This is a genomic window from Bacillus sp. FSL K6-0972 (assembly GCF_037976035.1).
Lineage (GTDB): Bacteria > Bacillota > Bacilli > Bacillales > Bacillaceae > Bacillus > Bacillus haynesii.
In genome coordinates this window covers 4,162,017-4,182,885 of sequence record NZ_CP150260.1, presented here as the reverse complement: position 1 = coordinate 4,182,885, position 20,869 = coordinate 4,162,017, and the positions used below count along the sequence as shown (strand labels likewise).

General features: G+C 46.1%; 19 protein-coding genes and 1 riboswitch. Of the genes, 11 read left to right on the top strand and 8 right to left on the bottom strand.

From position 1 onward, the window contains the following. Window positions 1–27 precede the first annotated feature (27 nt). On the bottom strand, window positions 28–1,260 hold the full coding sequence (gene pepT, locus MKX80_RS21270) for a peptidase T (RefSeq protein ID WP_268310576.1): 1,233 nt from the start codon (window positions 1,258–1,260) through the stop codon (window positions 28–30). 139 nt (window positions 1,261–1,399) lie between these two features. Between pepT and MKX80_RS21265 the strand changes: the two genes are divergently transcribed. From MKX80_RS21265 to MKX80_RS21245, 5 genes are all read left to right on the top strand, one after another. Then, window positions 1,400–1,813 carry a hypothetical protein gene (locus MKX80_RS21265; RefSeq protein ID WP_154996175.1) on the top strand — a complete coding sequence of 138 codons (414 nt, stop codon included), beginning with the start codon at window positions 1,400–1,402 and terminating at the stop codon, window positions 1,811–1,813. A 95-nt stretch (window positions 1,814–1,908) separates the two neighbouring features. After that, window positions 1,909–2,478: a sigma-70 family RNA polymerase sigma factor gene (locus MKX80_RS21260; protein ID WP_154996173.1), complete on the top strand. Its 570-nt coding sequence runs from the start codon at window positions 1,909–1,911 to the stop codon at window positions 2,476–2,478. Continuing rightward, window positions 2,448–3,839, top strand: coding sequence for a DUF4179 domain-containing protein (locus MKX80_RS21255; protein WP_268342919.1), 1,392 nt, complete (start codon window positions 2,448–2,450; stop codon window positions 3,837–3,839). Before MKX80_RS21260 ends, MKX80_RS21255 begins: the two co-directional genes overlap by 31 nt. A gap of 156 nt (window positions 3,840–3,995) precedes the next feature. Further along, window positions 3,996–5,315, top strand: a complete 1,320-nt coding sequence (locus MKX80_RS21250; protein ID WP_154996169.1) for a PTS transporter subunit EIIC — start codon at window positions 3,996–3,998, stop codon at window positions 5,313–5,315. Window positions 5,316–5,337: 22 nt separating this feature from the next. Beyond that, window positions 5,338–6,774, top strand: coding sequence for a glycoside hydrolase family 1 protein (locus MKX80_RS21245; protein ID WP_268342920.1), 1,437 nt, complete (start codon window positions 5,338–5,340; stop codon window positions 6,772–6,774). 54 nt (window positions 6,775–6,828) lie between these two features. Here the strand turns inward: MKX80_RS21245 and MKX80_RS21240 are convergent, their stop codons facing one another. The 6 genes from MKX80_RS21240 to MKX80_RS21215 all read right to left on the bottom strand — a co-directional run bounded on the left by MKX80_RS21240 (window position 6,829) and on the right by MKX80_RS21215 (window position 13,028). Beyond that, on the bottom strand, window positions 6,829–7,506 hold the full coding sequence (locus tag MKX80_RS21240; RefSeq protein WP_020453468.1) for a Crp/Fnr family transcriptional regulator: 678 nt from the start codon (window positions 7,504–7,506) through the stop codon (window positions 6,829–6,831). A gap of 109 nt (window positions 7,507–7,615) precedes the next feature. Continuing rightward, the gene (gene arcC / locus MKX80_RS21235) at window positions 7,616–8,566 is read right to left on the bottom strand and encodes a carbamate kinase (RefSeq protein ID WP_216930029.1); all 951 of its coding nucleotides are present in this window, start codon (window positions 8,564–8,566) and stop codon (window positions 7,616–7,618) included. A 21-nt stretch (window positions 8,567–8,587) separates the two neighbouring features. After that, window positions 8,588–9,994 (bottom strand): arginine-ornithine antiporter, encoded by a 1,407-nt coding sequence (arcD, locus tag MKX80_RS21230; RefSeq protein WP_268342921.1) that lies wholly within the window; start codon window positions 9,992–9,994, stop codon window positions 8,588–8,590. 53 nt (window positions 9,995–10,047) lie between these two features. Beyond that, complete coding sequence (gene argF, locus MKX80_RS21225) at window positions 10,048–11,055, bottom strand: ornithine carbamoyltransferase (protein ID WP_154996161.1); 1,008 nt, start codon at window positions 11,053–11,055, stop codon at window positions 10,048–10,050. A 29-nt stretch (window positions 11,056–11,084) separates the two neighbouring features. Then, on the bottom strand, window positions 11,085–12,320 hold the full coding sequence (gene arcA, locus MKX80_RS21220) for an arginine deiminase (protein WP_154996159.1): 1,236 nt from the start codon (window positions 12,318–12,320) through the stop codon (window positions 11,085–11,087). 267 nt (window positions 12,321–12,587) lie between these two features. Continuing rightward, window positions 12,588–13,028 (bottom strand): arginine repressor, encoded by a 441-nt coding sequence (locus tag MKX80_RS21215; RefSeq protein ID WP_268342922.1) that lies wholly within the window; start codon window positions 13,026–13,028, stop codon window positions 12,588–12,590. A 169-nt stretch (window positions 13,029–13,197) separates the two neighbouring features. Next, window positions 13,198–13,304: riboswitch (guanidine-I (ykkC/yxkD leader) on the top strand. Window positions 13,305–13,388: 84 nt separating this feature from the next. On the opposite strand from MKX80_RS21215, the gene MKX80_RS21210 reads away from it, so the two are divergent. From MKX80_RS21210 to MKX80_RS21185, 6 genes are all read left to right on the top strand, one after another. Next, the gene (locus MKX80_RS21210; RefSeq protein ID WP_154996154.1) at window positions 13,389–14,225 is read left to right on the top strand and encodes a YitT family protein; all 837 of its coding nucleotides are present in this window, start codon (window positions 13,389–13,391) and stop codon (window positions 14,223–14,225) included. A 193-nt stretch (window positions 14,226–14,418) separates the two neighbouring features. Then, window positions 14,419–14,976 carry a YfjD family protein gene (locus MKX80_RS21205; RefSeq protein WP_268315645.1) on the top strand — a complete coding sequence of 186 codons (558 nt, stop codon included), beginning with the start codon at window positions 14,419–14,421 and terminating at the stop codon, window positions 14,974–14,976. Between the two features lie 273 nt (window positions 14,977–15,249). Next, window positions 15,250–17,169, top strand: a complete 1,920-nt coding sequence (locus MKX80_RS21200) for an LTA synthase family protein (RefSeq protein ID WP_154996150.1) — start codon at window positions 15,250–15,252, stop codon at window positions 17,167–17,169. A 132-nt stretch (window positions 17,170–17,301) separates the two neighbouring features. Next, window positions 17,302–17,949: a hypothetical protein gene (locus tag MKX80_RS21195; protein WP_268336425.1), complete on the top strand. Its 648-nt coding sequence runs from the start codon at window positions 17,302–17,304 to the stop codon at window positions 17,947–17,949. A gap of 141 nt (window positions 17,950–18,090) precedes the next feature. Further along, complete coding sequence (locus MKX80_RS21190) at window positions 18,091–18,360, top strand: excalibur calcium-binding domain-containing protein (protein WP_154996148.1); 270 nt, start codon at window positions 18,091–18,093, stop codon at window positions 18,358–18,360. A 140-nt stretch (window positions 18,361–18,500) separates the two neighbouring features. Further along, entirely contained in the window at window positions 18,501–19,361 is an 861-nt protein-coding gene (locus tag MKX80_RS21185) for a glycerophosphodiester phosphodiesterase family protein (protein WP_154996146.1), read from the top strand. Between the two features lie 47 nt (window positions 19,362–19,408). On the opposite strand, the gene MKX80_RS21180 is transcribed toward MKX80_RS21185, so the two are convergent. After that, on the bottom strand, window positions 19,409–20,761 hold the full coding sequence (locus MKX80_RS21180) for a 2-hydroxycarboxylate transporter family protein (RefSeq protein ID WP_234112417.1): 1,353 nt from the start codon (window positions 20,759–20,761) through the stop codon (window positions 19,409–19,411). Window positions 20,762–20,869: the final 108 nt, after the last annotated feature.

Sequence of the window (20,869 nt, the reverse complement as noted above, 5' to 3'; positions counted from 1 at the left end):
CTTGCAGCCGCTTTCCGCTTTTTTCGTTTACGCTCTTTCTTCAAACAGCTTGACAATTTCCACAATGACATTCGCGGCTTTTACCATATTGTCAGCGGAAATATACTCGTATTTTCCGTGGAAGTTTTCTCCGCCTGTGAAAATGTTCGGACAAGGAAGCCCCATGTATGAGAGCTGGGAGCCGTCTGTACCGCCGCGGATCGGTTTCACAACCGGCTCGATGTCCAGGTTTTTCATCGCTTCATAGGCAATGTCGACAATCTCTTTGACCGGTTCGATCTTTTCCCTCATGTTGTAATATTGATCATTCATGTCTACTGTGATGCTGTTTTCGCCGTATTTGGCTTTAAGGTCATTTGCGATTTTTTGGACGGTTTCTTTTCTCTCGTTAAATCGGTCTCTGTCAAAATCCCTGATGATATAGGAGAGATTCGTTTCCGAGACATCGCCATTGATCGAAAGCAGATGATAGAAGCCTTCATAACCTTCTGTAGATTCAGGGGCTTCGTTTTCCGGCAGTCCGGCGTGAAACTGCATCGCGATTTTGGCGGCATTGACCATTTTTCCTTTTGCTGTGCCGGGGTGGACGTTCGTTCCTTTACAAGTGATTTTCGCTGCTGCGGCATTGAAGCTTTCGTACTGCAGTTCGCCGAGGGGCCCGCCGTCAACCGTATACGCGAATTTGGCGTTAAACGCCTCGACGTCAAACTTGTGCGGCCCTCTGCCGATCTCTTCATCAGGCGTAAAAGCAACTCTGATCTTCCCGTGTTTGATTTCGGGGTGCGCAATTAAATATTCGATTGCCGTCATGATTTCAGAGATCCCCGCTTTATTGTCAGCGCCGAGCAAAGTCGTTCCGTCGGTTGTGATCAACGTATGTCCCGCGTAATCTGCAAGCTCGGGAAATTCCTTGGGCGATAAGACGACATTGAGGGATTCATTCAGCACAATGTCTTTTCCGTCGTATTGTTCGATAACCTGCGGATTGACGTTCTTTCCGGTAAAATCTGTTGCTGTATCCACATGAGCCAGGAAACCGATTGTCGGCACCTCTTTTTCCGTATTCGAAGGAAGCGTCGCCATCACATAGCCGTTTTCATCGATTGTGACGTCCTTCATGCCGATCTCTTTCAGTTCTTCGACAAGCATATTGGCAAGCGTCAGCTGCCCGGGAGTGGAAGGCGTCGTCTGACTGTTTTCATTTGACTGCGTATCCACTTTCGCATAAGAAATGAGACGTTCAATCAGTTTGTTCTTCATGTTTCCTTCATCTCCAATTGTTGGTTTTATGTTTATCTTATCATTCATGGCGGGCGAATCGAAAACTTTTATTCCTGTATAAGAAAATTTAGTATAATATAGTTCTAAAGAATCATCACAATTGTAAGGGAGTATCAAAATGGCGAAAGGTTATACAAATGAAGGAACAAAATGGGAGTTTGCACATTCATTCTGGCTTGTGTTCACATGGGTTCCTTTTGGATTTTTAAGCTGGTTTGCATTTATTTATATCGCAGCGCGAACGAAACAAAGAAAATGGTTATTTGCCGGGATCGGATATGCAGCGGCTGTTTTATTCGCTGCTTTTACAGCCAGAACGTTCCTCTTCGATTTGGCAATGAAAGCATTACTCATTGTTTGGATCATCTCAATCATTCATGCTTTCAAAACAAGAGCCGAATATTTGGTGCGGCTTGAAGCCGTATATCGGATCAAACGATCAGGTATGAATGAGCTGAGGGAAGAGCTTAAACATGAACAGGCACCGCAAGGCCAGACTGGAACTTCTAAAGTGACGCTGACAAAGAAATAAATAGAATCCGCTATTTTCGGTGAAATAGCGGATTTTTTTAATGCAGAGAAAAAATTCCGTCCTTTTGAAACTTTTCTCATCAATTCTCTTCTCTAATGTTTGAAGGAGGCGCAGCAGTGAACCAAATCAGATTAGTTAAGAAAGCTGTCGCAGGCAATGCCAAAGCTTTTGAAATGCTGTTTCAAAAGCACAGCGATCAGCTTTACAGAACAGCTTACATATATGTGCAAAATAAGGAGGATGCGTTAGATATCGTACAGGAGACGGCGTACAAGGCATTTTTATCGATTGCCCAGCTAAGGAATCCCGAATACTTTTTGACATGGCTGACGAAAATCCTCATTCATCATGCATATGCCTTATTGGACAAGAAAAAGAAAGTGGTTTTAATGGACAGACCGTTGCAGGATGAAGGCCGGGAGCAGGAGATGGATGCGGACGACAGAATGGGGATGCTTGAAGCCGTTCAGCGGTTGCGAAAAGAATATCAAACCGCCATCATTCTATTTTATTATCACGACCTGCCGATTCATGATATCGCCGGGGTGATGAATGCTCCCGAAGGAACCGTTAAGACCTATTTGAAAAGAGCGAAGCTTGAATTAAAACAACTACTGACTGGGGGAGAAGACGCATGGACAAACAATGGTTCAAAAACGAAGTAAACAAAATCGATGTTCCTACAAAAGAAATCCGCGAATCAATCGATAAAGGCATCAATCGGGCCAAGCGGGAAAAAAGGTTTCGGCCGAAGCGCGCCGTGAAACGAACCATTTTTGTTTCAGGCGCGGCCGCTGTGCTCCTTCTCGGCAGCGGCTTCGTTTCCCCAGCGATGCAAAGCGTGTTGGCTGACGTCCCGCTGTTTGGGAAAGCGTATCAACAATTCCATGACTATGTCGGTCAAAACTTGGTGGCGGGCCAGCTTGTCACTGAACTGAACGAGAAAGCGTCCAGCAACAACATAGACGTGACGGCTACAAGCGTTTATTTTGACGGCGGAATCATCGGTATGACGTTTAAGGTGAAAAGCGATACAAGAAAAGATTTAGATGATGGAGCGAGAATGATTCATTTCACATTATTTAATGGCGAGCGCAAATGGGCTATCGCTTCTCAAGGAGACTTGAAGAAAACAGAGGACGGCTATACCGGCTATATTCAAATTGGCTATCCAGACAAACATATTCCCGATAAACTGACACTCCCGGTTACGATCACAGACATTAACGGAATCAGAGGGAAATGGAAGTTCGACATTCCGGTTGATAAACTGCCGTATAAAACGCTGAACATAACCAAAAACAATACACAATCGGCTGATGGCCATAAGCTCGCCGTAAAAACGGTAATTCTCGGAAAAGAATCGACTGTCATCGACTATGAAGTATCCAATTCAGAGGAACATCCAAACGATCGTACATCAATTATGAAAGTGACCGATGATAAAGGGAACGAAATACCTTATTTGAGTGGCGGACAGCGGACGACAGACAGTACAAAAATCGGAAACAAGGTTCGTCACGAAGAAAGGCTGATCCTTGGAAAAGTGAATAAAGGAACAAAGTACCTCAAGATTGAGGCGAGCAGCAGTATGGGCGATTCCGAAAAAATGCTGCCACTCACAAAAACGCCCGCCGCTCTGAGCGCTGACCGTCATGATTTCCAGATTGCCGTTGATCAGGTGAAACAAAACGGCAGCAAACTGTCTGTCGACTATCATTTGAAACATGTCGATCAATCTAAGATCGATATTGACAGCATGCAAAATTTTTTAGAAACGATGTCACTGGTTGATTCGGCTTATAAAGGTTTTGACGAGGCGCCGATGGGACACAGCGTAAAAGGTAATTTTACAAAAGCGCTTGATCCTAAAAAACTTCGATTCCGATCAGACTTTACGTTAGATGGTGAATTTGGAGTGAAAAACTTCAGTCTTGACCAATATTCGCTTGATGTCGAGTTTGGTTATTTAAGCGCATTTTATTCTACACCGTTTAAGCCGATCAAAGTGCAATTGCCACAGTAAAATATATGACCCGCTGTTTCAGTGAAACGGCGGGTTGTCTGCTTTGATGGCCTCCCAACCTGAAAAATTTCCTCTCCCAAAGGAAAAAATATGCACCGAAAAGAAAGCGTTTTCAATGTAAAGTAAAAGCAAACCACGAAAAAAGGGGGAGAGTTAATGAGCAGGATGGCGAAGGTGACCGAGATGTTTGAGCGGGTCGCTTTTAAAATTACAAGCTTCAAATATATCATGGTCATTAAGTCGGCGTTTGTCACACTGATGCCGGTCATCATTGCCGGGGCGTTTGCGGTTTTGATGCAGAATATGGTGATGAGCCCCGAGACGGGACTTGCGGTTTTCGGGCCTTTTCGGTTCTTGTCTGCGCTTGAGCCGATTATGGCGTCGATCAATTATGCGACGCTGAACTTTATTACGATCGGCGCGGTGTTTTTGATCGGGATTGAGCTCGGGAAGCTGAATGGGCATGAATCATTTTTTCCCGGCTTGATGGCGCTGATGTCCTATATCTCTGTCATTCCATCGACGGTGCTGTTGGAAGTGAACGGTTCGATGCAGGAAGTGGTTAACGTGCTGGCCAAGGAATTTACAGATCCGAAGTCGCTCTTTTTGGGGATGTTTATTTCGATTGTGTCTGTTGAAATCTTCAGCAAGCTTTCGAGCATGGACCGGCTCAAAATTAAAATGCCGGACAGCGTGCCGGCCAATGTCTCTGTATCGTTCGGCACTTTATTTCCTTCGATTATTACTGTCACGATCATCGCCAGCTTCGGATATGCTTTTCATCGACTGACGGGCGTATACCTTCATGAAGCTGTTTACAATGTTGTGCAAAAACCGCTTGAAGGAGCGATTCAAGGCCTTCCCGGCATTCTGCTGCTGGTGTTTGTCGCACAGTTTTTCTGGGTCATCGGCATACACGGAAACCAGATGGTGAAGCCGATCAGGGAGCCTTTGCTGCTCGCTTCGATCACCGTCAATATGAATGCATACGCTGCCGGCGAATCGATTCCGAATATCATTACGATGCCGTTTTGGGATGTGTACATGAGCATCGGCGGTTCCGGCGTCACAATCGGCCTGTTGATTGCGATTTTTATCGCGGGGAAACGGGAGGATTTGCGCAGCATTACAAAAATTTCGTTTGGTCCCGGCATCTTCAATATCAATGAACCGGTGATCTTTGGAGTTCCCGTCATGCTGAATCCGTTAATGGCAATTCCATTTATTGTGACGCCGCTTGTGACGGGTGCGATCGGTTACATCGCGACAGCGGCGGGCTTTGCCGGAAAAGCCGTCGTCATGGTGCCGTGGACGACGCCGCCGATTATCAACGCCTGGCTGTCGACAGGGGGGAGCCTCGGCGCCGTCGTCACACAAATCGTATGCATCATCGTCTCCGCCCTTATTTATCTTCCGTTTGTTATTTTATTGAATCGGAGCTTTACGGTTAGTTCTGAAAAAAATGTGTCCATGTAAAGCAAAGAAAGGAATGAACGAGATGGCCAGACAAACGTGGAAAATTCCCGCCGATTTTATTCTTGGCGCAGCAGCGTCGGCGTGGCAGACAGAGGGGTGGGACGGGAAGCGGCCGACACAGGATTCTTATTTGGATATGTGGTACAAGAATGATCCTGATGTATGGCACGACGGATACGGACCGGCGGTGGCGGCCGATTTTTATAACCGCTATAAAGAGGATATCTATTATATGAAAGAGATCGGCTTGACACATTACCGGACATCGATTAACTGGTCCCGTTTTCTAATTGATTATGAAACAGCAGAAGTTGACGAAGTGTACGCAGGCTATATCGACGATGTCATCAATGAGCTGATTACATCAGGTGTGGAGCCGATGATTTGCCTTGAGCATTATGAGATTCCCGCACTGCTGATGCAGAAATACGGAGGATGGGGGTCTAAACATGTCATAGATTTATTTGCGGCATATGCGGAAAAAGTTTTTGAACGATATGGAGACAGGGTGAAATATTGGTTTACTTTTAATGAACCGATTGTCCCGCAAACCCGGATTTTCCTTGATGCGATTCGTTATCCTTATGAGCAGAACACGAAAAAATGGATGCAATGGAATTTTAATAAGACACTGGCGACGGCGAAGGTCGTGGAGCTTTTTTGGGAAAGGAAGCCCGCTTTTAGAGAAGGCGCAAAAATCGGCGTCATTTTAAATCCTGAGATCACGTATGCAAGGTCGAGTGCGCCCCATGATCAGAAAGCGGCCCATATCTATGATTTGTTTTTTAACAGGGTTTTTTTAGACCCGAGCATAAAAGGTGTCTATCCCGATGAATTGCTGGAGCTCCTGGTTAAACACGACATTCTTTTTGACCATGATGAAGAGGAGCTTTCCGTCATCAAGCGGAATACGGTCGATTTTGTCGGTGTGAACCTGTATTATCCGAAGAGAGTTCAAGCGCCTTCAAGGCAATGGAATGAATCGACGCCTTTTCACCCTGCTTATTACTATGAGCCTTTTGAGCTGCCCGGCCGAAAGATGAATCCGTTCAGAGGCTGGGAGATATGCCCACGCATTGTGTACGACATGTCAATGAGACTTAAACATGAGTATGGAAATATCGAATGGCTGATTGCGGAAAATGGCATGGGCGTCGAACATGAGGAGCGTTTTAAAAATGAAGAGGGAGTCATTCAGGACGACTACAGAATCGATTTTATTTCGGCCCATTTGCGGGAGGCGATGAAAGGGATCGCCGACGGCGCAAACTGCAAAGGATATATGCTTTGGGCGTTCACGGACAACGTCTCTCCGATGAACGCCTTTAAAAACCGCTACGGCCTTGTGGAGATTCGATTGGAGGACAACCGCAGCAGGGCGCTGAAAAAATCGGCTTGCTTTTATCGGGATATCATCAAAAACAGACGGTTTGAAACAGAGGAATTCCGGTATAAATAAAGGCGGCGGGGGGAATCATCCCGCTTGTCGCCGGGATGATTTCTCATATATGATCTACATAAAATACTCCGGCCGATTAATCATGATCTGCTTGTTCATTTGACTGATAACGCCTTCGCAGCGGAGCTTTTTCAGGACGGCGCTGACGGTTTCGCGGGATGTCCCCGAGATTTTGGCAATTTCGGCAGCGGTAATCGGACAGTTGATGACTGTTGAATTGCTTTCTTTTTGGCCGAGGCTTTCGGTTAAATAATAAATGGCTTGTGTGACCCTGTCGTGGGCATGGGAGAGTGTAATGCGCTTCAGCCTTTCCTCGTGGAGGGCAAGGATGTCTGATAAATGATTGAGAATATCGTAAAGCAGGTTTTTGTTGTCCCGGACAAGATCTTCGAAGATGTTCATGGGTATATAGTAGAGTTCAATATCTGTTAAGGCTTCGGCGGCATAATGATAATGTTCATCGCGAAACAGACCGCCAAATGGAAAGAGTGTATGAGGACGGACATAGTCGGTATAAAACATGGATCCAGCTTCGTTTGATTTTTCGAGTTTGATAAAGCCGTCGAGAAGAAGGTACATTCGTTCCCGGGGGTCGTCTTCCATAAATAATATCTGGCCTTTATGGTAAGTGCGCCAATAGATAAACTGTTTCATGTCTTCCAGATCTCTTTTATTCAGGGAAGCGAGAAGAGGAAACTTTTTCAGCTGATGTACGATGTCTTTGTTCTTCATATGGACCACCCTTATCGATTTTCTTATGTTGCGGCTATATACTTTAAATTTTACTTGTTTTTGACGATTGGCAAAAGGAAGAACCCTCCCCGAGCCCTTCCTTTTGCTTTTAGGCTTGTACGACAATCGTGCCGGCATTTCCTTGGAGAGCGTCTTTAGCTAATTTAAGGGATGTAATGACCGTTTTGTTGCCTTTTTTGGCTTCAGCAAACTGAATGGCCGCTTTGACTTTTGGCAGCATGCTTCCTTCTGCAAATTGCTTTTCCTTTATATAGCCTTTCAGTTCTTCGGTGGTGACGTGTTTCAGCGCCCGTTCTGTCGGCTTTAAATAATCGACGGCAACATAGTCGACTCCTGTCAGAATGACCAGCTCGTCAGCCTGCACAAGTTCCGCCAGTTTGCAGGCGGCAAAGTCTTTGTCGATGACGGCGTCAATACCGGAGACGGCATCGCCGTTTTCGATGACGGGAACGCCTCCGCCGCCGGCCGCAATGACGATATGTCCGTGTTCGACAAGGTCATTGATCACATCGTGTTCAAGGATCGATACCGGAGCTGGAGACGGTACGACGCGGCGCCAGCCTCTTCCGGCGTCTTCTTTAAAAACGAGGCCGCCGTTTCGGCTGTTCATCAGTTCCTTCGCTTCTGCTTCGCTGTAAAACGGACCGATCGGCTTTGTCGGGTTGCGGAATGCCTCATCATCGCCTTTGACGGCGACACGGGTGATGACGGTTGCCGCATGTCCGCTTTTTCCTTTCGCGTGAAGCGCCCGGTCAAGGGCATTTTGCAGCCAATAGCCGATCATTCCCTGAGTCATCGAAACACAAGTTTCAAGCGGCATGGCCGGTGTTTTCGGAGAATCCGCCTCCTTTTGCTGAATCATCAGGTTTCCAACCTGCGGGCCGTTTCCATGCGTGATGATTAATTCAGCGCCGCTGTCGATCATATCCGCCAAATACATGGCCGTTTCTTCAAGCGCGCGCTTTTGCGCTTCTGCGCTGGCATCTCCGGTTTGGATGGCATTACCGCCAAGTGCGACGACAATTTTTCTTTTTTTCATTTGATATTCACCTCTGTTTTGTTAAATTGAAATGCTTCCCGCAGCCAGTCTGATCACGGCGATGACAGCCAATACAAGTATCGCGGCGGCAATCAAAAGCTCGGCTTTATTGAAGACGGGGCCTTCTTTTCCTTTGCGGACAGCCCGGAATACGAGAATGCCGGGAGCGTATAAAATCATGGTCAAAAGCAGGTAATCAAGTCCTGCGGCATATACGAGCCAGACGCCGTATATGCTTGCGATGATCCCGATGATGAGGTTTTTTCCCCGGTTAGGCTCTTTGTGCAGCCAGCTGTATTTAAGCTGATAAAGCCCGGAAAACAGATACGGGATCAAGATAGCCGAGGAAGCCAGGGAAAAAGCAAACTGGTATGCCGCATCTGAAATGAGAAACGTCAGCAAAAACAGCTGGATAATGGCGTTTGTCAAAGTCAGCGCATTTGTCGGCGCACCGTTTTTATTTTCTTTGCCGAACCATTTCGGGAAGACCCCTTCGCGTGCCGCAATCAGCGGAAGCTCGCCCGCGAATAATGTCCAGGCCAGCCAGGCGCCCAATACGGAAATGATCAAGCCCAAGTTGATGAGCACAGCTCCCCATTTGCCGACGATATGCTCCATGATCGCGGCCATTGAAGGATTGGGAAGTTCGGCCAAGTTTTGCTGATTCATGACGCCGAGCGACAGCATCGTGATCATGATGTAAATTACGAGTACGCTGATCAAGCCGATAACAGTCGCTTTACCGACATCGCTTGATTTCTTGGCCCGGCTTGAAAATAAGACGGCTCCTTCAATTCCGGTAAACACCCAGACGGTCACCAGCATCGTGCTCTTGACCTGTGTCCCGATGGAACCGAGCGACAGCCCTTTTCCCCAGAAATCGTTCGTAAATAAATCAAGATGAAACACAAAGATAATGGCAATAATGAAAGCGAAAATCGGCACCAGTTTTGAAATGGTTGTAATTAAATTGATCATGGCAGCGGACTGAACTCCGCGGAGGATCAAAAAGTGCACGCACCAGAGGATCACGCTTGCACCGATAATCGAAGCGACGTTTTGTCCGTCTCCAAACGCAGGGATGAAATATCCGACTGCACTGAACAGCAGCGTTCCATATGCGACATTGCCGAGAAGGGCTGCGAACCAGTAACCCCAGCCGCTGTTAAACCCCATGAAATGGCCGAAACCTTCCCGTGCATAAGTGAAAATACCGCCGTCCAAATCAGGCCTTTTCGTCGTCAAGTTTTGGAAAGAGAATGCCAGGGCAATCATGCCGACTCCGGTGATGATCCAGCCGATTAAAATGGCTCCCGCGCCCGCCCCTGAAGCCATATCGCTTGCAAGGTTGAAGGCGCCCCCGCCGATCATCGATCCGATGACAAGCGCGATGAGCGCAAACAGCCCAAGTTTTTTTTCTTCCGCCATTTTTGTCACCTCATTCGGTTTAGAATGGAAAAGGGAATGTGCCCCTTTTCCTGTCAGTCAAGATCGCCGAGAGTCGCTGCCATGACAGCCTTAATCGTGTGCATGCGGTTTTCAGCTTCATCGAACACTTTAGAGTGTTTGCTGCGGAACACTTCGTCCGTCACTTCCATTTCTTTAAGGCTGTGCTGTTCGTAAACATTTTGTCCGTAAGTTGTATGAAGGTCGTGGAAGGCAGGCAGACAATGCAGGAAGATGACGTTGTCGTTTCCTGTTTTCTTGACGAGATCCATATTCACCTGATAAGGCTTGAGCAGTTTGATCCTTTCAGCAAACTTGTCTTCTTCTCCCATGGATACCCAGACGTCCGTATACAGAACGTCAGCTCCGGACACGGCTTTATCTGTATCGCTTGTGACGGTGATTTTTCCGCCGGATTCCTCGGCGAACGCTTCCGCCATTTTAACGATGTCCTGATCAGGGAAAAGCTCTTGAGGCGAGCATATTCTCACATCCATGCCGACTTTGGCGCCGCCGATGAGCAGGCTGTTGGCGACATTGTTCCGGCCGTCGCCGATATAGGTGAGTTTGATCCCTTTTACGCGTCCCGTATGTTCTTTCACTGTCATAAAGTCCGCAAGCATCTGCGTCGGATGCCATAAATCGGTCAACCCGTTCCATACCGGCACACCGGAATGCTCTGCCAGGGAAATCACTTTTTCGTGTTCAAATCCGCGGAATTCAATTCCGTCGAACATGCGGCCGAGAACTTTGGCCGTGTCTTCGATCGACTCTTTTTTGCCGAGCTGAATGTCGTCTTTGCCCAAATATTCGGGATGCGCACCGAGGTCGATACAGGCTGTCGTGAAAGCGCAACGTGTTCTTGTAGAAGGCTTTTCAAACAGCAAAGCGATGTTTTTGCCTTCCAAATAGCGATGCCTGATGCCTTGTGCTTTTTTTTCTTTTAATTTTTGGGCAAGATCGAGCAAATAGAGGATTTCTTCTTCTGAAAAGTCTTTTTCAGCTAAGTAGCTTCTGCCTTTTAAATCAATCGTTTGGTTCATGGATCTCTCTCCTTTTTCTTTAGGTTTGGCTATTTCACAACTTCGCGGTAGAGCGGCATGCTCATGCAGCGCGGGCCGCCGCGTCCTCTTGAAAGTTCTCCGCTCGGGATTTCGATAACCTTAATGCCCTGTTCTCTCAAACATTCGTTAGAAATGTAATTCCGGTCATAGGTGACGACAACACCCGGAGCGATCGCGAGTGTATTGGAGCCGTCATTCCACTGCTCCCTGGCTGAAGCAATTTCGTCTCCGCCCCCGCAGAAGATCAAGTTGACATCTGAAAGGCCGAGCGTTCTCTTCAGTACTTCTGGCAAATTGTGTTCTTCAGTCGTATGAATGTCGTCTGCCGTTTTTCCTCTTTCAAGAACGAAGATCCGCATGTCTCCTTCAGGCCCCTGAATGGCGGGATGGATCGTGAATTGATCTCGGTCAACCATCGTGAAGACGGTATCTAAATGCATAAAGGCTCTGGTTTTCGGTATTTCGACGGCCAGTACACGGCGAATCCGGCTCTGCCGCTGAAACAAGTTCCGGACAAGACGCTCGATCGCCTGAGCCGTTGTCCGTTCTGATACCCCGATCGCTACGGTTTCTTCATTTAAGACAAGCTCATCTCCGCCTTCGATATTGAATTTGAAATCACGGTCGAGCCAAACCGGAATTTCGTGTCCTTTAAAACGCGGGTGGTGATTGATAATGTAGCGCATAAACAGCGACTCTCTCCGGCGGGCAGGCTCTTTCATTTTGTTGATGGTCAGTCCGCTGCCGATGGCGGCTGCCGGATCTCTTGTGAAGTAGAGGTTCGGCATCGGATCGAGATAAAATGGATAATGGTCTTCCATCAGCTCATGAAGATGCGATTTTTTTTCGCGTTCCAGCTCATTTTTTCGAATACCGCTCATCACATGTTCGACCATTGAATCGGCGTCAAAGGTGAGCAAGAACTCTTTCAGCCTGTCGTAAGCGCCGTTGATATCCGCTTTGCTTTCCGTTAAAAGCTCATCGATAAACTGCTCGCGGACTAAAGCGTCATCCAAAGCTTCGGCCGTCAGCTTTTCTAAATAAAGAACTTCAACTCCCTGTTTCTTTAACGTTTCTGCAAATTGGTCATGCTCTTTTTGCACCGCTGGCAAAAAGGGAATATCGTCAAAGAGAAGCCTTTCCAGATATTCGGGTGTGAGGTTTTCCAGTTCCCGACCGGGCCGCTTCAGCATGACGGTTTTCAAAGGGCCGATTTCTGAGTACACGTGTATCGGTGTTGTCATGATCATCCCGCCTCCTAAGCTCTTTTTGTTACAAGTACAGCTTAAAACAGGTAGAAAAAGCGCGCTGTGAAAGCGATAACAACAAAAACGTGATATATTTCACATGTTTTTTGATGAAGCAAAAACAAAAATGAATAATTATGATAAATGGAAAATGAGTTCCTGTCGGACCAGAGAATAGACCGTATAAAACGTGTATATTTTTAAAGGAGGTTTTTTGAAAAAAATTTTTTTGGAGGGCAAAAAAAGCTGATCCGGACATCCGGATCAGCATAAATGGTCACAAAATGATTGGGCTGCCTCAGGTGACTGGGAAATCACAAGGCATATATCGTTCCCGCATATACAGCCCAGCATTTCCGGGCTTCCGAGCTTATCAAGAAGGACGCCGATGGCATGGGCGTTGCCGGGCATGGTTTTAATAATGATCAAGTTGTCCGTCCGATGCACATGCAGGACAACGTCAGAGATTTTATCTTTTAATATTTTGGAAGGATTGACGGATAAAGAAGCATTTGTCGTGTAGACAAGTTTTCCGTTTTCACCGGGCTGTTTCACAAGATACATGTCTTTAATATCGCGGGAAATGGTAGACTGCGAAACGGTGATGCCGCGTTTTTCCAGCAGGGCTGCCAGCTGTTCCTGATTTTCTACCGGATGTTCGAGAATGGTCTGCTTGATGAGCCATTGCCGTTTTTGTTTGTTCATAAGAGCGCCTCCCAGGCAAAACACGTATATCTATTATTATAGAACGGTTTTATCGCTGACAGATGGAAGCTATTTTACAAAAAAACAAATCTTTCAGGCTGATAAAGGGGTTGATAGACCCCAAAATTTCACTTATAATGCTTGAAGATGACAAATTGATAGCAGAGAAAAGGTGGTTTTCTAGGGTTCCGCAGTGCGTCCCGCGCTGGTCTGGTCCGAGAGAAAACACATAGCGACGTTATCGCTATGACACGGTGGGATAAAAGCCCAGGAGTTTTTGCTCTTGATCAAAGAGCTTCTCTCCGGGGCTTTTTTAATTTTATTGGAAAACGAATACGGATAAAGGAAGGGGATGCAGTTATGAAAAAGAAAGCAATGGATATGATACTAATTATTATAGGCGCGTTTTTCTTTGCGTTAGCCGTGAATCTGTTCGCCATCCCGAATGACTTGGGAGAAGGCGGCGTCACGGGGATCACGCTGATTTTATACTACGTTTTTGAATGGTCTCCGGGCATCACAAACTTTGTGCTGAACGGCATTCTTCTGATTATCGGCTATCGTTTTTTGGATAAAAAAACGACGATTTATACCATTATTGCGGTGGTGGCCAATTCATTCTTTCTGCACGTCACCGAAGATTGGACGGTGCCGGCTGATGAAGTGATCATCAGCACGATCTTTGCCGGGGTATTTGCCGGCGTCGGCATCGGCATGATCATCCGTGTCGGCGGAACCACTGCCGGGTCTGCGATTCTCGCGAGAATCGCCAATAAATATTTTGACTGGAACATCAGCTATGCCTTGCTGATGATCGATTTAGTTGTCGTGTTCAGTTCCTACTTTATCATCGGAGCTGAAAAGCTGATGTTTACGATTGTCATGCTGTACATCGCCACGAAGGTCATGGACTTCATTATCGAAGGGCTCAACACGAAAAAAGCGATCACGATCATTTCAGAGCATAAAAACGAGATCGCAGCGCAGGTCAATACCCTGATGGACCGCGGCGTCACGATATTATCGGGACGCGGACACTATACGGGCGACTCCAAAGAAATTTTATACATTGTCATTAATAAACAAGAGCTGTCCATGCTGAAGAAAATTATTAGAAGCACAGATAAAAAAGCATTTGTCATCATCCATGATGTCAGGGATGTATTCGGCGAGGGATTTGTTGATATCTCAAAATAGAGGAAGGCTGCCGGCGAATGGCCGGGAGCCTTTTTGTATTCATCGGGTCTGATTAGGACGGACATCTGCTATTAATAAATGGACAAATACATGAAGTTTTATGCAGGAACTGGTTTCTGTGGTAAGGTAGATCTTGGCATGAATATTATTTGTAGCGGAATCCGCTTGCTGGAGTAGAGGAGGCCTATTATTTTTGGAACAGGAAGAAAAACAGCCAATTGATGTGAAAAGCCGAATGTTCTTTAGAGTATGGGTTTTTGCAGGGACAGCAGGTTTCGGGTTGGTCGGAGCATGGCTCTTTTATGAAGCAATAAAACTCGAATCGAAATATTCATTGCTGTACCTGGGAATCGGACTTTTCGGGATCATCTATGGTTTGATTACTTTTCTAATGGTATTTCCGGCCTTCACGAAAAAAGGAAACATCATCTTCCGCATGATCGAGGGAGAAGACGGGCGGCTGTTCTCAGGGAAGAAATCTGTGTTGTTCAAAGACATCAAAAGCCTTAAAATGGAGCAGCACCGCTGCAGCCCGAAAGGCATTTTCTTTATGGATATAATGATAGAGACGTTCGGGAACGGCATGGTGCGAATTCCGACGTACAACATTCTTCCCGAACCGGCATTTTATAAAGCGGTCGAGCTATACATTCTGCCCTATATGACGGAGGAAGCGCGTGCGGACTGGATCGGCCAGTTTACAGAAGCGCAAAGAAAAGCTTATTTAAATGAATTTCATAAAGATATTTAATCGTTCGGGAAAGAGCAATTTTAGAGGTGAATGAAAATAACTGAAACCTTTGGGGAAATTCATTCGTCTTAATTAGAGGCCGTTGTCTTAGATGCGGAAATTTGTTTTCGCATGCGTGGACTGTTTGAGTGAGGGAAGCCGGGGGATTTCACCATGGATGTGCTTGTAAAACCGCCGAGACTTTTAGTAGAATGATATATTATCGTTTCCTCACGCTTCATTGACTGAAACAGAAAGCGGTCTGAAAAAAAGTTTATAAAGGTAGAGGTTATCATGAAAAAAATATTCTCTCATAAGCTAAGCTTTTTTGTGTTAGCTGTTGTTTTTGTATGGGCTAAAACCTATGCTTCCTACTTTTTAGAGTTTAATTTGGGTGTGAAAGGGTCTACGCAGCACATGCTGCTGTTTATCAACCCATTCAGCTTCACGATTGCTGCACTCGGTTTGGCTTTGTTTGCAAAAGGCCGCCGGTCGGCGATATGGATCATCATCATTGATGCTGTGATGACGTTTGCTTTATATGCAAATGTCCTGTTTTACCGTTTCTTTGATGACTTTTTGACGTTTGCAAACTTAAAACAAGCCGGAAACCTCGGCAATATGTCAGATGGCGTTTTTGACATCATGGCATTTCATGACGTTATCTATTTCGTAGATTTGATCATTCTGATTGCCTTATGTGTGAAGCTGCCTGAACTGAAGGCGTCACAACTGAAAAAAAGATGGGCTGCTGCCGTTGTTCTCGGCGGAGTGGTTCTGTTTTTCATCAACCTTGCAGTTGCTGAGACCGACCGTCCGGAGCTTTTGACAAGAACATTTGACCGAAATTACATCGTCAAGTATTTGGGGCCTTACAATTACATGATCTATGATGGTGTTCAGGCCGCTCAAAACGCGAGCCAAAAGGCATATGCGAGCAGCGACGACCTGACGAGCGTCATCAACTATACAAATTCGCATTATGCGAAACCGAATGACGAGTATTTCGGCGCAGCAAAAGGTAAGAACATCATCAAGATTCATTTGGAAAGCTTCCAGACGTTTTTGATCGATTATAAGCTGAACGGAAAAGAAGTTACGCCGTTCTTGAACAAGCTGGCGCACGGCCAGAATGACATGATGTATTTCGATAACTTTTTCCATCAGACCGGTCAAGGAAAAACCGCGGATGCTGAATTGATGATGGACAACAGCCTTTACGGACTTCCTGAAGGCAGTGCATTTGTAACAAAAGGGCAAAATACGTACCAATCCCTGCCGGCGATTCTGAACCAAAAAGAAGGCTACACAAGCGCCGTGCTGCACGGTGACTACAAGTCATTCTGGAACCGCGACCAGGTGTATAAACAAATTGGCTATGACAAATTCTTCGATGCCAGCACATATGACATGTCAGAGGAGAATCTCGTCAACCTTGGCTTGAAAGACAAGCCGTTCTTTGAAGAATCAATTCCGAAGCTGAAATCGCTCAAACAGCCGTTCTATGCCCATTTAATCTCGTTGACTAACCACTATCCGTTCATTTTGGATGAAGAGGATGCCACCCTTGAAAAGGGAACGACGGGAGATAAAACGGTAGACGGGTACTTCCAGACGGCGCGCTATCTTGACGAAGCGCTTGAAGATTTCTTTAAAGAGCTGAAAAAATCGGGATTATATGATGATTCTGTTATCGTGATCTATGGTGACCACAACGGAATTTCAGAGAATCACAACCGTGCAATGAAGGAAGTATTAGGTAAAGAGATTACACCGTATCAAAACGCGATGAATCAGCGCGTACCGCTTATGATCCGCGTTCCAGGCAAAAAAGGCGGAGTCAATCATACGTATGGCGGTGAAATGGATGTCATGCCGACACTTCTTCATCTGCAAGGTATTGACAGCAAAAAATACATCAACTTTGGTACAGACCTCTTTTCTAAAGACCACGACCAAACCGTGGCTTTCAGAAATGGAAACTATGTAACGCCGAAGTACACGATGATTGATACGACCGTATACGATACAAAGACAGGGAAAGAGATCAAAGGCAACCAAGAAACGGAAAACCTGAAATCGCAGGTGTCCGAACAGCTGGATCTGTCCGACCAAGTACTCTATAAAGATCTGTTAAGGTTCCACGAGATTTCAGACTTCAAGCCTGTTGATCCATCAAAATATCATTACGGAAAAGAAAAAGCCAGCGAGTAAAAAACGAAAACCGCCTGACGCTTGATAAAGCAGTCAGGCGGTTTTTTTGTGGGGGCAGGTCCGCCCGTTGTTCTAAGAAGCCGGGCCAGCACATAGATTGATAGGAAAGAGTACAGAACAAGGATAGAGGATGTGAGAGCGTTGACCAAATCTCATTATTTTTTTAAATTGCATCCTTTAATGGTGCCGGCCGGCTGGAAGGTGAGAGAAAATCATTTGTATCAAAAGCCGATTCGCGATCCCCGCCATACGCTATTCATCTTGGAGAACGAAAGCTGCGGTCAAATGGTGCAAGTTGAATATGCTGGAGAACTGAAGTACGTCATCAGGAAGCTAAATGCTGATCAAACGCTGGTCAGCGAAGATTCAGACGCGCCGTATGAACAGCTGGTCGAACGGTTGGAAGATATGATACGTGCTTCCGGGGGCGCCCGCAATTTGCTGAGGCTTAGAATCCCGGCCGGCTGGACGGTTGTGCATCACTCATTAACCGATACCACCCCCGATGAATTGGCGCCTGACAGCAAGGCTTGGCTGTCTGATTTCAAACGGGACCTTTTAAAGCTGCGTCATGATGAAAAACGCCTTCTGCTCGATGTAGAGTGGTATCCCGAGTGCAGTCCGGCAGGTCATTATGCGCTGAAATTGATAAAGAACGGGAACTGGAACAGTCCTTTGGAAGACATGCTGTGCATCCATCCGAAGGAATTAGCCTATGAGATTAACGCTGTTCTGAAAAAGACTTGTGAACATCAATATGTTGAAGAAACCGGCGCATAACGGCCGGTTTTTGTGCGAAAAGCCCCTTATTTAATTCATACTTTTTATTCAATAAAATGTCATTTTTTTCTTGAGTGAATAAGAAAAATATTATATCATGGAAAAAGATACATATGAAATAGACGAAAGGGGTCAAATGGGATGAAAAAAATAGTGGCGGGTCTTTTGTCTGCCGGTCTTATCATCGGTTTTTCCTGGAGTGCCGGCGATGTGGCAGAAGCAAAAACGAAGGTGAAAACGTACAAAAACTGCAAAGCTTTAAATAAAGACTATAAAGGCGGCGTCGCCCGTACGAAGTCGGTGAAAAACAAAGGCGGAAAAACGAAGTACAAGCCGTATGTTTCAAAAGCGCTTTATGACGCCAATAAAAAGCTGGACCGCGATAAAGACAAAATTGCCTGTGAGCGGTGATATATCCAAAAAAAGATCTCTGCCGAGGGATCTTTTTTTGTTTATCAGGAAATTTATGAAAATTAAAGACTGCTGAAACATAATCTTAACAGTGCGAACCTATACTTTGGCAAGAGAAGAGCAAAAGGGGAGTGGATGATGTGTCAGCTTTATTAAAAAAATTGATGTTATCTTCATTGATCGGGGTCTCCATCGGGTCAGCACTGTTTGCACCGAATGCGGGGGCACAAGAGCCGGCAGCGAAGCCTAAAAAGGTGGATGTTATTGCGCACAGAGGCGCTTCTGGGTATGCGCCGGAAAACACGATGGCTGCATTTGAAAAAGCGCTTCATATGAAAGCAGATTATATCGAGCTGGATGTTCAAATGTCCAAGGACGGGAAGCTTGTCATCATTCACGATACGACCGTAAACCGTACGACAGACATTGACTCAGTCCTGCCGGTTGCCGTAAAGGACTTGACGCTTGCCGAGCTGCGCAAGCTTGATGCTGGCAGCTTCTTCGGTCCGCAGTTCGCCGGGGAGCGCATTCCGACATTTGAAGAAGTGCTTGACCGGTATAAAGGGAAGATCGGAATGTTGATCGAATTGAAAGAGCCTGCGCGCTATCCGGGAATCGAAGAAAAAGTATCAGCGGCATTGAAAGAGCGGAGAATGGATAAGCCTAAAAACGGAAAAATCATTGTACAATCGTTTGATTTTAACTCTGTTTACAAAATTCATCAGCTGCTTCCAACGATGCCTACAGGTGTCTTAACGTCAAAAGCGTCGGACTTAACAGATGCAAAGCTTAAGGAATTCTCCGGCTATGCCAAATATGTGAACGCCAACTTAAAAAATGTGGCCGCTGATCCTACGCTTGTGCCGAGGATTCATGCGCTAGGCATGAAAATTACGCCTTGGACCGTCCGTTCCCGCGATGAAGTGCCTCCGCTTTTGAAGGCAGGCGTGGACGGGATTGTGACAGACTTTCCTGACTATGTTCCGAAAAAAGTACGCTAGAAACTAAACAGAAAGCCTGCAGTTCGCTCTGCAGGCTTTTACATTCATCAATAAAACTGAGCTAACAGCAGCAAGGTCAGTGTAACGGTTATCGCCCCGCCGATTCTTGTGGACACCTGGGCAAACGGCATGAGCTCGAGGCGCTCTGCGGCGCTGAGAATGGCGATGTCGCCGGTGCCTCCCTGGCCGGAATGGCAGGCATTGATAATCGCGGTTTCAATCGGATACATGTTCAGCCACTTCCCTGTAAAAAAGCCGACGGTTATCATCGTGACGACGACGGATACGATCGTAATAATATTGGCGATATTAAATGCTGCGATCAGCTTGTCCCACGGTGTCATGGAAACGCCAATGGCAAAAAGCAGCGGATATGTCACCGCAGTTGAAAAGAAGCGTGACACGCCGTAGGCGCCGTTTTCCAAATTCGCCGGAGCCAAACGAAACAGTTTCACGGCAACAGCCAGCAGAAGCATCATGACGGGTGCTGGAAATCCGAACAAGTCATGTGAAAGCATACCGACCAAATATAATGAGACGGCAAGAATGCCTCCTGAGGCAAAGTGGGAAAGATTAAAAACGCTTTCTTTGTCTTTGTCGCGGCTTTCAAGCGGCAGTGCGTCCTCGCTTTCGAAACGGTCAACTTTTCCGTTGCCTGTCCAGTCAGGCTTTTTCTTTCCGATTACGTTTAAAACCCCGGACAAAATGACAGCGCTTAAGCTTCCGAACATAATGGAAGGAATGACAAGTGCAAAAGCTTCCCCTTGTGACATGTGCATGATTTCCGAATAGCCGATGGACAGCGGAATGGCTCCCTCGCCAACCCCTCCGGCCATGATCGGAATCACAATGTAGAGCAGCGTATGCTGAAATCCGAGGCCGAGCATTGTACCAACCGCCAGACCGACTGCCGCTGCGGCAATTGTCCCTGCAATCAGCGGAATAAAAATTTTAATGAACGCTCTGACCAGCGTTTCTCTTTTCATCCCTAAAATGCTTCCGACGACAATGGCTGAGATAAACAAATAAAGAAAGTTTGAGTTTTCTGTAAATTCAGTTGTTGATTTGATAATGTCTTCCGGAATGAGATGGTAGTAGACGATAGCTGAAGGAATAAACGTCGCAAGTATGGCGGCACCGCCGACAGAACGAAGAAGCGGCAGCGACTTTCCGATTTGGGCGAAGGTGAATCCGAAAAAGCCCATAACCGCAATGGCTGTTAAAATGTCGCTTTTCAGATCGTGCATATAGACAAACGTCACAATCAAAGCCAAGAGCAGCAAGTATACGGGCAGCGGAATGATGCCGATTTTAACATTCATCGCTCTTGCAAAAAAATTTTCATCCAGTTCTTGCTTTGTTTGAATCGGTATATGTTGTACCTTTGTTTTTGCTTCCATATTCTTTCCCCCATCCTTTATGTTATCCCCTTGCTGAGTTATTTAACTAAATTAAGTATACTAAAAAAATCAAAATTCAGACAACCGTGCAGGAAGACCTAGCTGTTT

Bases quoted from the DNA above. Each gene is read 5' to 3' on its own strand.
- MKX80_RS21260 (WP_154996173.1), top strand. From the start codon at position 1,909: ATGTTTGAAGGAGGCGCAGCAGTGAACCAAATCAGATTAGTTAAGAAA.
- MKX80_RS21210 (WP_154996154.1), top strand. From the start codon at position 13,389: ATGAAAAAGAAAGCAATGGATATGATACTAATTATTATAGGCGCGTTT.
- MKX80_RS21265 (WP_154996175.1), top strand. From the start codon at position 1,400: ATGGCGAAAGGTTATACAAATGAAGGAACAAAATGGGAGTTTGCACAT.
- arcC (WP_216930029.1), bottom strand. From the start codon at position 8,566: ATGAAAAAAAGAAAAATTGTCGTCGCACTTGGCGGTAATGCCATCCAA.
- argF (WP_154996161.1), bottom strand. From the start codon at position 11,055: ATGAACCAAACGATTGATTTAAAAGGCAGAAGCTACTTAGCTGAAAAA.
- MKX80_RS21245 (WP_268342920.1), top strand. From the start codon at position 5,338: ATGGCCAGACAAACGTGGAAAATTCCCGCCGATTTTATTCTTGGCGCA.
- MKX80_RS21240 (WP_020453468.1), bottom strand. From the start codon at position 7,506: ATGAAGAACAAAGACATCGTACATCAGCTGAAAAAGTTTCCTCTTCTC.
- MKX80_RS21255 (WP_268342919.1), top strand. From the start codon at position 2,448: ATGGACAAACAATGGTTCAAAAACGAAGTAAACAAAATCGATGTTCCT.
- MKX80_RS21190 (WP_154996148.1), top strand. From the start codon at position 18,091: ATGAAAAAAATAGTGGCGGGTCTTTTGTCTGCCGGTCTTATCATCGGT.
- MKX80_RS21250 (WP_154996169.1), top strand. From the start codon at position 3,996: ATGAGCAGGATGGCGAAGGTGACCGAGATGTTTGAGCGGGTCGCTTTT.
- MKX80_RS21215 (WP_268342922.1), bottom strand. From the start codon at position 13,028: ATGAACAAACAAAAACGGCAATGGCTCATCAAGCAGACCATTCTCGAA.
- pepT (WP_268310576.1), bottom strand. From the start codon at position 1,260: ATGAAGAACAAACTGATTGAACGTCTCATTTCTTATGCGAAAGTGGAT.
- MKX80_RS21200 (WP_154996150.1), top strand. From the start codon at position 15,250: ATGAAAAAAATATTCTCTCATAAGCTAAGCTTTTTTGTGTTAGCTGTT.
- arcA (WP_154996159.1), bottom strand. From the start codon at position 12,320: ATGACAACACCGATACACGTGTACTCAGAAATCGGCCCTTTGAAAACC.
- arcD (WP_268342921.1), bottom strand. From the start codon at position 9,994: ATGGCGGAAGAAAAAAAACTTGGGCTGTTTGCGCTCATCGCGCTTGTC.
- MKX80_RS21180 (WP_234112417.1), bottom strand. From the start codon at position 20,761: ATGGAAGCAAAAACAAAGGTACAACATATACCGATTCAAACAAAGCAA.